The sequence below is a fragment of the Paenibacillus sp. LPE1-1-1.1 genome (assembly GCF_040676435.1).
Lineage (GTDB): Bacteria > Bacillota > Bacilli > Paenibacillales > Paenibacillaceae > Pristimantibacillus.
The window spans coordinates 667,527-681,193 of record NZ_JBEGHY010000023.1 but is presented as its reverse complement, the minus strand read 5'-3'; the positions used below and the strand labels follow the sequence as shown (position 1 = coordinate 681,193).

Here is a 13,667-nt window from a genome sequence, read left to right as displayed (position 1 = left end):
ATGCCACGAAAGTTGCCAACGCGAATTTGGAGCTTGAAGTTAATGCTTGCCGTTGCCATAAGCTTGTTCATGGCTGCGAATATCGTCAGTGCGTCAGAGCAGCAGGAAGAAGTGACGTTACAGAACGTGAACGTGGATGAAACTTCCGGCTTCGTAACCGTTCAAGGCAAAATCGCTTCGGGCAGCGGGAAGCAAGTAACGTTGACCATTACCGACCCGGGCGGCAAGCTGGATTACTTGAATCAAACGACAAGCGGAGCGGGAGGTTTCTTCGCTTTCACTTATTTGCCTACTCACGTTACTGCCGGCGAATATCATTTGCGAGCCGGCGGGGAAGAAGTAAATACGCCATACCATCAGGCCCTTCAATTAAATGGGAACTTGGCCGGCGCTGTGCTAAAGGGGCCGGATGCCGTTCAGCCCGGGCAAAATATTGAAATCGTGTTTGGCTTAAAGGGAGTCGGAGAAGACGTTATGGCTCAAGACATGACGCTTGTTTTCGATGAAACCAAGCTTGCGTTCATTTCCGCGATTCCCTTGGATGAAGGGAATTTCGCGATCGCTGATTTCAAACAGACAGCAGGGAAAATCCGTTTTTTGAGCGTTCATCTTCATGAACCGCCTGCAGACCGCAATATCGATCACCTGAAATTAACGTTTAAAGTTAAGGAGAATGCGGCAGACGGCATCGCTAATGTCGCGGTTTCCGAACTCATTACGGCAAGCGGAAACGGAGTTGAAACGAAGCTTCAAGGCGCTACGCACGGCATTCAGATCGGGCACGTAGACAAAGCCGCTCTGAACGAGCTATTGTTGATGGCGCAACAGACCCATCAATCTGCGGTTGAAGGTAACCGGATCGGCCAATACCCTGCCGGTGCCAAAGCAGCACTGCAGCAAGCGATTGATATCGCTGCGCTTATCGCTGGGGACAGGAACGCTGCGCAAGCTGCAGTAACGAAAGCAGCCGAAGACTTAAATGCGGCGCTCGAAGCTTTTAAAGCGGCAGTCATTACGAAGGTTATCGGCGACAACAACAACGATGACCAGGTAAGCATCGGTGATTTGGCGGTCATGGCCAAAGGATACGGCATGACATCGCAAAGTCCGGGCTGGGATGCCGTGAAGGGAAGCGATCTCAATCGGGACGGCAAAATCGACATCGAGGATCTTGCGGCCTTAGCCAGATTGATTTTTAACTGGTAGCCGGTAAGGCAGACAAATGATTCGGGCGGCGGACAGCATTAGGGTCCGCCGCCCGTTTTTTATTCTCATTTTTTTGTAATCGTAGAAATTATTTGGTAATGTTCCCGTTTATATAGTGGCATCCGGCAATAGTTGCTAAGATGGAATGGAAATGTAAATGCTTACATCCAGCAAGGCTGCGGAGGTGAACGGAAGATGCTCCCGCTTCATCAAAAAGGAGGCGAGCTCGTTGAAAAAAGTGTTTCTGATCGATGATGAACCGGATATAAGAGAAGCGATGCGCGACCGGATTGACTGGGAGTCGATAGGCTGCGTTTTTTGCGGTGATGCCCCTGACGGGGAGCTGGCGCTCCCGCTAATCAACCGGCTTCATCCTGATATTATCGTCTCCGACATTAAGATGCCGTTTATGGACGGCTTGGAGCTTAGCAGAAATGTGAGGCGCACGATGCCTTCCGTGAAAATTATTTTGCTAAGCGGACACGAGGAGTTCCATTATGCGCTTGAGGCACTGCGTATCGGGGTAAGCGAATATTGCCTGAAACCGATCAGTGCCTCTGAGCTAAGCGATGCCGTTCGGGCAGCAGCCAGACAGATCGATATCCAAAGGCAGCAGGACCATAGGCAATCAGAGCATGCCAGCATCCACAGCCAGCGGGAAACGTTATCCATGCAGAAGCTGATTGCTATCGACCGTACAGAAATAAGTAACTTTATGAAGTATGGCCAAGCCGCAAACGCATTGTCCTTTACGAGAAAATATATGAGCTTCCTTGGCGGCATAGATTGGAAGTCATCCTTTGTCGGCCGCTATGTCTGCATGGAGCTCGGATTATCGGCGCTTCAATTCTGCAGGGAATCGGTCTCTAGCGAGGGGTTGTCCGAAGATGAGATCAATATGCTCGAGCAAAAAATAGCAAAGGTAACCAGCCATGAAGAGGCCGTCGATTATATCGCCGAGCTTCTTGAGACGGTTACGAGATTCCGCGAGCAGGCTAACAATAAATACGCGGGAAAAATCTTAAAAGCGAAGGACTTTATCCGCGCGCAATCGGCCAGGTACGAATTATCGCTTCATATCGTTGCCCAACATGTCGGCATGAGCCCCAGTTATTTCAGCACGATCTTCAGCCAGGAAACGGGTCAAACCTTTGTCGAGTTTCTGACCTCCGTCCGAATGGCCCGCGCGATTGATTTCATGCGAACGACGGACTTCAAAACCTATGAAATTGCCTACAAAGTGGGCTATAACGATGCCCATTACTTTAGTTTCTTATTCAAAAAATTCACAGGCACGACAACTAGGGAATTTCGCAAAATGGACAAAGCGGCTGCCGTCCTTAGAGGATGACCGGCCGCGAACCTTTGGGAGGGATTTCATTGACCAATCATTTAGCCAATCCGCGTTACGGCGTCACGCCGGCACTGAAAGATGTAAGAATAGACAGTCCGTTTTGGTCGAGATATATTCAACTGGTAAAAAACACGGTTATACCCTATCAATATAAAGCCATACACGACCGAATTCCCGAAGCGGAAAAGAGCTTCGCCATCCAAAATTTCCGGATCGCCGCAGGACTCGCGGAAGGGGAATTTCAAGGCATGGTCTTTCAAGACAGCGACGTTGCAAAATGGCTGGAAGCGGTTGGATACAGCCTTCAGGCTGTGCCAGATTCCGAGTTGGAGAAGCTGGCTGACGAGGTGATTGATTTGGTTGCGGCGGCGCAGCAGCCTGACGGTTATTTAAACACATACTTCACGATTAAGGAGCCGGATAAGCGCTGGACCAATTTGGCTGAATGCCATGAACTATATTGCGCCGGCCATATGATGGAGGCAGCCGTGGCTTATTTTGATGCAACGGGCAAACGGAAGCTGCTTGATGTCATGTGCAAATTCGCTGATTATATCGATTCGGTTTTTGGTAAAGGAGAGGGCAGGCTTCATGGCTATGACGGCCATCAGGAGATCGAGCTGGCGTTAATCAAGCTGTACCGCGCAACGGGCAATGACCGCTACCTGCAGTTAAGCAAATACTTCATCGATGAGCGAGGCCAATCGCCTCTGTATTTGACAGAGGAGTGGGAACGAAGGGGACGGAAAACCTTTTTCCCGGAAATGAAGGATTTTGGCGTTGATTACGCGCAGGCGCATGAGCCCGTAAGACAGCAGCAGCATGCGACCGGACATGCGGTAAGGGCCGTATACATGTATGCTGCCATGGCTGATATCGCTGCAGAAACGGGTGATGCCGGTCTTTATGAGGCCTGTAAGCGCTTGTGGGATAATCTTGCAGGAAAGAGAATGTATCTTACAGGAGCAATCGGATCGCAGGCTTTCGGCGAGCGATTTTCCTTTGATTATGATTTACCGAGCGATCTCGCTTACGCTGAGACCTGCGCTTCGATCGGACTTATTTTTTTCGCGGAGCGGATGCTTCGTCTGGAGCCGAACAGTCAATATGCGGATGTGCTCGAGCGGGCTTTATACAACACCGTGCTTGCAGGCATGTCGCTGGACGGAAAAAAATTCTTTTACGTGAATCCGCTCGAGGTTGTGCCCGAGGCATGCGATTACCATAACAAGCAGCATGTAAAGGCAGAGCGGCAAGGCTGGTTCGGCTGTGCTTGCTGCCCGCCGAATGTGGCGCGGTTGCTATCATCGCTTGGCAAGTACATTTATTCCATACGCGAAAACACGATTTTTGTTCATCTTTATGCAGGCAGCGAAGCCGATTTGAAGCTCGGTGCACATAACGTTCGGCTCGTTCAAGAAGCTGATTTGCCTAGCGGCAATAAAGTTTCCGTTCAGGTATATCCGGGCGAGGAAGCCGTCTTCTCTCTAGGTTTTCGACAGCCTGATTGGTGTCCGGCTATGCACATATCAGTTAACGGTGAGCTGCTTTTGACGGAGGGCCGTTCGGAAAACGGCTACATTCGGATTGAACGGACGTGGAAAAACGGTGATGCGGTCGAGTTAGAATTGGAGATGCCGATTATCCGGATGAAAGCGAACCCGCTTGTTCGCGAAACGATAGGTAAGGTTGCGCTTCAAAGAGGACCTCTCGTTTATTGCTTAGAAGAGGCGGATAACGGAAATTTGCTGCATGAGCTCGTGCTTCCCGGAAATGCGCAATTACAAGCAGATTTTCAAAGCGACTTGCTTGGAGGCGTCACGGTCATCCGCGGACTAGCTGAGCGAGCTTCGGCTTCCGATTGGAACGGAAAGCTCTATAAACCAGCTGCAGCGGAAACCAGCGTCGAGGAAAAGGTAACTTTCATACCGTATTACGCATGGGCAAATCGAGCCTGCGGCGAAATGAGCGTATGGATAAGAGAGAAATAACGCTTCGGCTCGCGGGAGTTTTTTTGAAACGAAACCCAAACAGGGGGATATCCCGCTAGGTCACTGACCTTGCGGGATATCCCCCTGTTTCAGATGGAATATAAGCAGTACGGCTATCGTCGGGACGGATTCTTTTGATTGCTGCGGATGCCGCTGCCTTTCGTTTTATTCAGCTAAGCCCGCACCGGCTGTTTAGCCTCAAAATTCATGCAAGGCTTCCCGGAGGAGGACAAGACCGCGAGACTAGGCATCGTCTTTGTTTTAAAACCAAAGGCTTTGCAGCCTCTTGGGCTATTAGGGTCCCATGTTATAAAAAAATATTTGCATTTCATGCAGTCAATCCGTGGATTCTCCGACATTTCGACCTCGCAATAATTAGGATAAATTTAAGTATATCTTATCTCAAGGTCTGTGACTTCACAATCAATTTGCCATATTTTCAGATCATTTAACCCCTATTTTCATCACTCCATACATAAATCCCATAAATTTGTAAAACATGCTAACAACAGTTCCTTTAACAAATGCAATGCCGCCTTTTAAGAGACATTTCTTTTTTCGCAATCGTTCTGGTTTTTGCTTGCGCGTATTCCGATTTTTACTTACGCTGAGCAATAGGTTTCTCGATACCGTGCCGAAGGATTTTACGAAAAGCAAGGCCAAGCCCGGCTGCAAAGGTATCAATTGACCGTCAACCGGGCACGATTTAGAATCAATCCTGCACATTGTTTTGTTTATTCGGAGAAAGATACTGTTTAATAAATGAAATGTGTTATCCTTATTCGTAGCGCTAACGGATGTCATATCATTTTACTTCGTTATCCGAATGTTGGCTTTTGGCGGATTACTCCGCCGCTTGGCGGGAATGCCACACCTTTTTCACTTATTGTGCATGCGGTTTGGAGGATTAGGGCTTTGATCCTCTGCTTTGGTGTCTTTACGAAACAGGACAACTTGAATTAAAATAGCTTGAAGATACGGAAACGTGACTACAGATTGGGGGACGCTCATGTCAGAGCAAACAGATCTCTTCGCAAATACAGCGGCCGCAGACCGAAATTACGAGGCCGATGATATACAGGTACTTGAAGGTTTGACAGCCGTACGAAAAAGGCCGGGGATGTACATAGGCAGTACGAGCAGCTCGGGTTTGCATCACTTGGTTTGGGAAATTGTCGATAACGCGGTCGACGAGCACTTAGCCAAGTTTTGTTCGGCTATCGAAGTTACGCTGCATAAGAACGGAGCGGTAACCGTTCATGATAACGGGCGCGGTATTCCGACCGGCATGCATAAGACCGGCATCCCGACGCCGCAGGTTGTGTTTACCATTTTGCATGCAGGAGGAAAATTCGGCGGCGGCGGATATAAGAAATCCGGCGGCTTGCACGGCGTTGGCGCTTCGGTAACGAATGCCCTGTCGGAATGGCTCGAGGTCGACATCTACCGTGATGGCAAAATTCATCGCCAACGGTTCGAGTATTGGGTCGACGAAGCAGGCCGCGAGCATGTCGGCGAGCCGGTTCGAGGGTTAGAGGTTATCGGGACAACAAACCGGACAGGCACCAAGGTTACTTTCAAGCCGGACGGCCGCGTCTTTCAGAACGGGACGACGCTAAGCTATGACACGCTCGCGGAAAGGCTTCAGGAAATCGCTTTTCTGAACTCCGGGCTTAAAGTAACGATTAAAGATGACCGCAGCGGCAAACAGGATGTATATCATTACGAAGGCGGAGCGCGTCAATTCGTTCAGTTTTTGAATGAGGACAAAACGGTGCTTCACGACGTCATTCACTTCGCAAGCGAGCGGGATGATATTGAGGTTGAAGTTGCCCTCCAATATAACGACGGGTATACCGAAACCATCGCTTCTTTCGTTAACTCCATTCCGACCCGAGGCGGCGGTACGCATGAAACCGGTTTTAAAACCGCCTATACGAGAGTAATGAATGATTATGCGCGGAAAGCGGCAATGCTGAAGGAGAAAGATAAAAATCTGGAAGGCAACGATCTGCGGGAAGGCATGATGGTGGTTATTAATATCAAAATGTCCGAGGTAGAGTTTGTGGGCCAAACCAAGGATCAGCTCGGCAGCTCTTCCGCTCGAAGCGCAGTAGATGCGATCGTCTCCGAGAAGATGCAGGTTTTTCTGGAGGAAAACCCGCAAATCGCGCAAATGCTGCTAAAAAAATCGCTGCAAGCTTCGAAGGCCCGTGAAGCGGCCCGCAAGGCGCGCGAAGAAATCCGAAGCGGCAAGAAGCGGAGCGAAAGCTCGAACCTGAACGGTAAGCTAACCCCTGCGCAGTCTAAGGATTATACGCGTACGGAGCTGTTTATCGTGGAAGGGGACTCCGCAGGCGGTTCGGCCAAGCAAGGCCGAGACTCGAAATACCAGGCGCTCCTGCCGCTCAAAGGCAAGCCGATGAACCCCGAGAAAGCGAAACTGATCGACATTTTGAAAAATGACGAGTATAAAGCGATCATTTCGGCTATCGGAGCGGGTGTCGGTTCCGAATTCGTAGCGGAAGAATGCAATTACAATAAAATCATTATCATGACGGACGCGGATACAGACGGCGCTCATATTCAAGTGCTGCTGCTTACTTTTTTCTATCGTTATATGAAGCCGCTTATCGATCTGGGCCGCGTATATATCGCTCAGCCGCCCCTGTATAAAATTACCCGCAAATCAGGTAAACTCGAAACGATACGCTATGCATGGACGGATGAACAGTTGCAAAATTATTTGAAGGAATACGGCAAAAACTACGAACTGCAGCGTTACAAGGGACTTGGAGAGATGAATCCCGACCAGCTTTGGGAAACAACGATGGATCCGGAGAAACGCACGCTTCTGCAGGTGCAGATTGAAGACGCGGCCAAAGCAGAGCGCCGAGTATCGACGCTTATGGGCGATAAGGTCGATCCGCGTAAGCGCTGGATCGTAGAGAATGTCGACTTTATGGAATATGAGGAGTAGGGGGATTACTGCATGAGTATGCTGGAACAATTTTTACCGGCGTTTTTGGAGGAGGTTGTGGGAGACCGCTTCGGACGCTATTCAAAGTATATTATTCAGGACCGCGCCATTCCTGACGTTCGCGACGGCTTGAAGCCGGTGCAGCGTCGTATTCTATATGCGATGTATGATTCGGGAAATACGCCGGACAAGCAATACCGCAAATCGGCGAAAACGGTCGGCGACGTTATGGGTAACTATCATCCGCACGGCGATTCATCCATTTATGAAGGTATGGTAAGGATGGCACAGCCATGGAAAATGGGGCATCCGCTCGTTGACGGACACGGAAACTGGGGCTCGCAGGATGATGATCCCGCGGCTGCCATGCGTTATACGGAAGCGCGTTTGTCCGCTATTGCGATGGAGCTGCTTCGCGATATAGAGAAAAGAACGGTTCAATTCAAGGATAATTTCGATAATACGACGAAGGAGCCGGTTGTGCTGCCGTCGCGGTACCCTAATTTGCTCGTTAACGGGACCAGCGGCATCTCTGCCGGCTTTGCCACGGAAATTCCGCCCCATAACCTGCGCGAGATCATCGATGCTTGTATCGCGCTTATGGGCAGTCCTGAGCTTTCGCTGGAAGAGCTCATGACTTATGTCAAAGGCCCGGATTTTCCGACCGGAGGCATCATTATGGGCGAAGAAGGTATTCGCGATGCTTACGCAACTGGCAAGGGACGTATTTACATACGCGCCAAAACAGCGATCGAAGATATGCGAGGCGGCAAGCAGCAGCTGGTCATTACTGAAATCCCTTACCAGGTCGTTAAATCCCGCCTGGTTACCGCAATGGAAAACATCCGGCTCGAGAAAAAGGTCGAGGGCATTGCAGAGGTGCGCGACGAGAGCGGACGGAACGGTCTCCGAATTGTCGTCGAGTTTAAGAAAGACGCCGATGCGCAGGGGATTTTGGCCTATTTATTTAAAAAAACCGATCTACAAGTGGCATACAGCTTCAATATGGTCGCAATCGTCAATAAAACGCCGATGCAGCTAGGTTTAAAGCAAATCTTGTCGGCCTACATCGAACATCAGAAGGAAGTCGTCACCTACCGGACGAAATACGATCTCGAAAAGGCTGAGGACAGGGCGCATGTGGTCGAGGGTCTCGTGAAGGCGCTCAATATTTTGGATGAAGTCATCGCAACGATCAAAGCTTCCAAAAACCGCGCGGATGCCCAAGATAACCTGATCGCGAAGTTCGGGTTTACCGCCCGACAAGCGGATGCCATTCTGACTTTGCAGCTATACCGTTTAACGAATCTTGAGATTACGACGCTTGAGAAAGAGCTTAAAGAAGCCATGAAGAAGATTGCTTATTTGAAGTCAATCTTGGCAAGCGACAAAAAGCTTATTGGCGTCATAAAGGATGAGCTTCTTGAAATCCAGACGAAATACGGGATCGACCGCCGTTCGGACCTGCGCGGTGAAATCGAAGAGCTGAAGGTAAACCTTGAAGTGCTGGTAACGCCGGAGGATGTTCTAGTTACGCTCAGCCAGGACGGATATGTGAAACGGACAAGCATGCTTTCGTTTACGAGATCGGGCGGAGAGCTGCAAAATGCTGGCGTCAAGGAAGGCGACTTCGTTCGAGAGCTGCTCGCGGTAAATACTATTGATAATTTGCTGCTGTTCACGCGCAAAGGCCAATATTATTTATTGCCTGTCCATCAAATTCCTGAATTTAAATGGAAGGACACGGGAACAGCTATCGTAAACGTTGTGCCGATTCCAAAGGATGACTCGATCGTTAGCGTGATCCCGGTTAAAGATATTTCTGCTTCCGCCGCATCGCTTGTTTTTGTAACCAAAAAAGGCCAAGTCAAGCGGACGGAGCTTAAGGAATACGCGACTACGAGATCGACCGCCGTTGCGGCATGCAAGGTTTCGGAAGGCGATGAAGTGATCCGGGTGGTCCTCAGTGACGGATCGAAGCAAATCATGCTCGTTACCAAACAGGGAATGAGCATTCGATTTGCTGAGACGGAGGTTAATCCGATGGGCAGAGTGGCAACCGGCGTAAGAGGAATCCAGCTGAAGGATGGAGACGAGCTTATCGCTGCGGAATGGGTTGCAGAGGATGAAGGCGAAGTGCTCGTCATTACCGATATTGGTTACGCTAAGCGAACGCTGCTGCTGGATTATCCAATTCAGGGCAGAGGAGGCAAAGGCGTACAGACCTTTGAATTCAAAGAAGGCAAGCGGGTGCGTCCGAACGGAGCTGCGCTCGTCGGGGCGTATTATTGCAAAGCAGCGAAGGAAATTGTTGCAGTGACCTCATCGGGTGCCAAGCTAACGGCCACTTCGGAGAAAGCGCCGATAGAAGAGCGTAAAGCGATTGGCAAGCTTGTGTTCCCAGTCGAGAAATCGGATGTAATTACAAATACGCTTGCACGCTCTTTCTCAGAACTTAATCAAAAGGCCGATTAGGCGGATCAAATCGTTCAATAACTTCTAATATGGCTTCAAGCATGACCCACAATGGTACCAGCTCATCCGGGCGGTCCAGCCATTGTGGGTCTTTTATGATGCCATAACTTTTGATTTTTTCCATAATCAACGCTTTTCTTTCTTGCACTCGGTACACGCTCCTTACTTTATTAACATAAACAGACATGGCGCTGGGCCTTCGCCACATTGTATGTCTAACGATGTCATAATGTTCGACTTCCTATCGATTAATAGCGCAAATTATTAATTGGGTTAATCTTTTATTCGACAATGAAGACTGTTATAATAAATAACAAATAGTTGGAAATTGACAGAGAGCTGGTGTGAGAGTATGGTGACTGGAGAATTTACTCGATTATGGACAAGGCTATCGCGGGAATGGAAAAATAACTTGGAACAATCGCTTGCGCCATTAACGGAAGGCCAACTTAATGTGCTTGAGCTGCTGCTTCAGCATCAGCCTATGAAACCTTCGGATTTGCTGCAATACTTGTCTACTACGCCTGCTGCAATTACTACGCTGCTAGACCGGATGGAAAGAAATGAATTAATCGAACGCACGCGGGACGATAATGACCGGAGAATCGTGTGGGTATCCGTTTCGGAGAAGGGGAAGGCTGAGGCGGAGCGCGGTACAACGATTCGGACCGAACTGATCGAACAATCGCTGGACCGCATTTCCTCTCATAATCAACAGCTTTTAGTTTATCTGTTGGGTAAAGTTGCTAATCTGTAAGTAAGCTACTACCGGTGAATGAGCTTATTTCATGGAATCGAGCCGATTACGCAGCATATTGTAATTTCTCTTAAGCACTTCGTAGTCGGCTTTTGTAAGCAGGGCATCGTTGGATGCAGCAATCGTATCTTCGACAGGCAAGACGCGATAGCGGTAAGCCTGATCGGGCTTATAACGGTGAACCCATGTCGGTATCGATTCGATTTCCGTAAAGTCCACGGAGCCGTCCGTCATATTTTTACGAACATTTACTTTGAAAATAACCCCGTAATCCTTCGAGTCGCCCCGTTGGTTAGAAATGAAATTTCCCATAGAATAAATAATGAGTCCTTTTTTTGCATGGCCGTTCTCGTCCGTTGTTTCAACGACCTCATAGGGCTGTACGACATGCGGATGCGAGCCGGCAATAATATCCGCTCCCGCAGCGACCAAGCTTCTGGCTAGGCGTTTTTGTTCCTCGTTTGGTGCGATTTGATACTCGGTGCCGAAATGAAGGGAAACGGTAATAAAATCCGCGCCGGCATCACGGAGCCGGACGATATCCGCTTTTATTTTTTCTTCGTCTATTAGGGAGACGAGGTAAGGCTTACCTTCGGGAACCGCTATTCCGTTCGTTCCGTACGTGTAGGCCAGCAAGCCCATCACAATGCCGTTTTTCTCCGATAAAACCATGCTGTCAGCCTCTTCTTGCGTCGAAGCGGTTCCTTTAAATGGAATATTCAATGCTTTCAGGTTCTCAATCGTACGCAAAATGCCGGATTCGCCTTGATCCAAAGCGTGGTTGTTGGCATTCGTAATGAGGTTGAAGCCCGCGGCCTTGAGCGCTTCGCCAAGCTCCGCAGGAGCATTGAATTGCGGATATCCGGAATAACCGAATTCCGCGCCTCCCATCGGGGTTTCTAGATTAGCAATGACCCAGTCGCCTTGTTCCAAAATAGGCTTCACTTCCGCAAAAAAAGGATTGAAGTTATAACGGTTTGTTTTTTTGTCAAAAGCGCCAGGGAGCTGCGGGGTATGCATCATCACATCGCCTACAGCCATCCATACGGCGTCTGCGTATACAGGCTCAGGTGTAGGAGTAGGCTCTAGGACAACGGGTGACGGAGAAGGCGTAACGGCTGCTGCTTCATCAGGAACGGGTTCTGCGGTCACTATCGGAATTTGATTAGAAGATTCAGGTGCGCGATCCGTAAGGAGGGGCACTAAAAAGATGATCAATAATCCAATTAAACAAAATACTAATAATAGGGCTTGAACTTTTTGGTGCCGTTTGCGGCGCATCTTGTATTATTCCTTCCTTTTTACTCATTGCTTAGCATGACGGATGCGTCTGCGAGCTGAGAATCCATCCACCAGCTCCAGGCTTCCGAACCGCTTGGTACGGAGCGGAAGCTCATCATTTCCTTTGAAACGGGATGAGGGACGGAAACCGATGTTGACCACAATGCGATTTCGGTAATCCCGCCCGTTGGCTTTGCGCCATACTTAAGATCGCCTACCAGAGGACAACCTATGTGCGCCAGCTGCGCGCGAATCTGATGCGGCCTGCCCGTGTGCAATTTAACGGCGATTAGCGAATAACGGCCGGATACGGCTGCCACTTCGTAATCAAGTATCGCTTCTTTTGCTTCGTTTGTTGGCTTATTGTAGACCGTAACCTGGTTTTGCTTGTTATCCTTGCGGATAAAATTCGTAAGACGGGCCTGCGGTTTGCTGGGCACGCCTTGCACAACGCAGACATAGGTTTTTCCAAAATGGCGGCTGCGAACCGATTCGGACAATCTGGAGGCGGCTTTCGATGTTTTAGCAAAAACCATGACGCCGCCGACCATACGGTCAAGACGGTGAACGAGGCCGAGAAAAACATTTCCCGGCTTGTTGTATCTTTCTTTTATATCCTGCTTAAGCAGAGTGAGCATGTCTGGATCGCCCGTATCATCCTCTTGGGAGAGGATGCCGGGCGGCTTCACGGCCGCAATGATGTGATTATCCTCAAATAATACTTTGATCGGCATTACTTAGACTCCCAGCGTCCTAAAATCCCGCATGGCAGGTTAAGTCCGGATTTCGTAATCGGCAAGCCGATTTCTCCGCAATGAATCTCGCCGCCGTATTTCGCATTCATCGTCATATGCAGCAGGTTGTGCAGCACGGAAGGCGACAGACCCGTCGTATAGGAGTTAATCAGCAGAAACAATGGATTATCGGATAGGATGGACGTGCAGGACTGCAGGAACGGGAAGAGGTTTTCCTCGAGCTTCCATGTTTCTCCATTGGGTCCCCGCCCGTAAGAAGGAGGATCCATAATGATTGCGTCATACTGCTTGCCGCGGCGCTGTTCGCGCTGTACGAATTTAAATACATCATCCGTAATATAACGGATCGGTGCGGATTCCAGTCCTGACAGCTGCGCGTTATCCTTCGCCCATTGGACCATGCCCTTGGCTGCGTCAACATGGCATACTTCTGCGCCGGCAGCGGCGGCAGCAACGGTTGCGCCTCCGGAGTAAGCGAATAGATTCAAAACACGAATAGGCCTGCCCGCCGAGCGGATTTTGTCCATCATCCAGCTCCAGTTAACCGCTTGCTCTGGAAATAGGCCGGTATGCTTAAAATTTGTAGGCTTAATATGGAAATTAAGCTCTCCGTATGAAATCGTCCAGCGCTCTGGGAGCGTGTCGTTCATCGACCATTGGCCGCCGCCGGAATTGCTGCGATGGTAGTGGCCGTCCGCTTTTTTCCATAAGCCGGTTTCGTTTGTGATCGGCCAAATAATCTGTGGATCAGGTCGGCGAAGCGTATAATTTCCCCAACGCTCCAGCTTATCCCCGTCTCCTGTATCTATAACCTCGTAGTCTACCCATTTATCTGCTATGTACATGTTTTTCGTAACCCTTCCTTGAC

10 protein-coding genes are annotated in these 13,667 nt (G+C 49.5%); 6 read left to right on the top strand and 4 right to left on the bottom strand.

Going from position 1 to position 13,667, the window contains the following annotated elements:
• From MRBLPE1_RS19800 to gyrA, 5 genes are all read left to right on the top strand, one after another.
• A complete protein-coding gene (locus MRBLPE1_RS19800; protein WP_364148685.1) occupies positions 1-1,206 on the top strand; it encodes a cohesin domain-containing protein in 1,206 nt (401 codons plus the stop codon).
• 238 nt (positions 1,207-1,444) lie between these two features.
• The gene (locus MRBLPE1_RS19795; protein WP_364149758.1) at positions 1,445-2,557 is read left to right on the top strand and encodes a response regulator; all 1,113 of its coding nucleotides are present in this window, start codon (positions 1,445-1,447) and stop codon (positions 2,555-2,557) included.
• Positions 2,554-4,551 (top strand): glycoside hydrolase family 127 protein, encoded by a 1,998-nt coding sequence (locus MRBLPE1_RS19790; RefSeq protein WP_414698901.1) that lies wholly within the window; start codon positions 2,554-2,556, stop codon positions 4,549-4,551. Before MRBLPE1_RS19795 ends, MRBLPE1_RS19790 begins: the two co-directional genes overlap by 4 nt.
• 1,009 nt (positions 4,552-5,560) lie before the next feature.
• Entirely contained in the window at positions 5,561-7,531 is a 1,971-nt protein-coding gene (gene parE / locus MRBLPE1_RS19785; RefSeq protein ID WP_364148681.1) for a DNA topoisomerase IV subunit B, read from the top strand.
• A 12-nt stretch (positions 7,532-7,543) separates the two neighbouring features.
• Positions 7,544-10,006 carry a DNA gyrase subunit A gene (gene gyrA, locus MRBLPE1_RS19780; protein ID WP_364148679.1) on the top strand — a complete coding sequence of 821 codons (2,463 nt, stop codon included), beginning with the start codon at positions 7,544-7,546 and terminating at the stop codon, positions 10,004-10,006.
• Here gyrA and MRBLPE1_RS19775 read toward each other — a convergent pair.
• Complete coding sequence (locus tag MRBLPE1_RS19775) at positions 9,987-10,154, bottom strand: hypothetical protein (RefSeq protein WP_364148677.1); 168 nt, start codon at positions 10,152-10,154, stop codon at positions 9,987-9,989. The genes gyrA and MRBLPE1_RS19775 overlap by 20 nt on opposite strands.
• A 204-nt stretch (positions 10,155-10,358) precedes the next feature.
• On the opposite strand from MRBLPE1_RS19775, the gene MRBLPE1_RS19770 reads away from it, so the two are divergent.
• The gene (locus MRBLPE1_RS19770) at positions 10,359-10,763 is read left to right on the top strand and encodes a MarR family winged helix-turn-helix transcriptional regulator (protein ID WP_364148675.1); all 405 of its coding nucleotides are present in this window, start codon (positions 10,359-10,361) and stop codon (positions 10,761-10,763) included.
• Positions 10,764-10,787: 24 nt separating this feature from the next.
• On the opposite strand, the gene MRBLPE1_RS19765 is transcribed toward MRBLPE1_RS19770, so the two are convergent.
• The 3 genes from MRBLPE1_RS19765 to MRBLPE1_RS19755 are packed head-to-tail and all read right to left on the bottom strand — an operon-like array spanning position 10,788 to position 13,644.
• Entirely contained in the window at positions 10,788-12,044 is a 1,257-nt protein-coding gene (locus tag MRBLPE1_RS19765) for a CapA family protein (protein WP_364148674.1), read from the bottom strand.
• 20 nt (positions 12,045-12,064) lie between these two features.
• On the bottom strand, positions 12,065-12,778 hold the full coding sequence (locus tag MRBLPE1_RS19760) for an RluA family pseudouridine synthase (protein WP_364148672.1): 714 nt from the start codon (positions 12,776-12,778) through the stop codon (positions 12,065-12,067).
• Entirely contained in the window at positions 12,778-13,644 is an 867-nt protein-coding gene (locus MRBLPE1_RS19755) for a class I SAM-dependent methyltransferase (protein WP_364148671.1), read from the bottom strand. Before MRBLPE1_RS19755 ends, MRBLPE1_RS19760 begins: the two co-directional genes overlap by 1 nt.
• Positions 13,645-13,667: the final 23 nt, after the last annotated feature.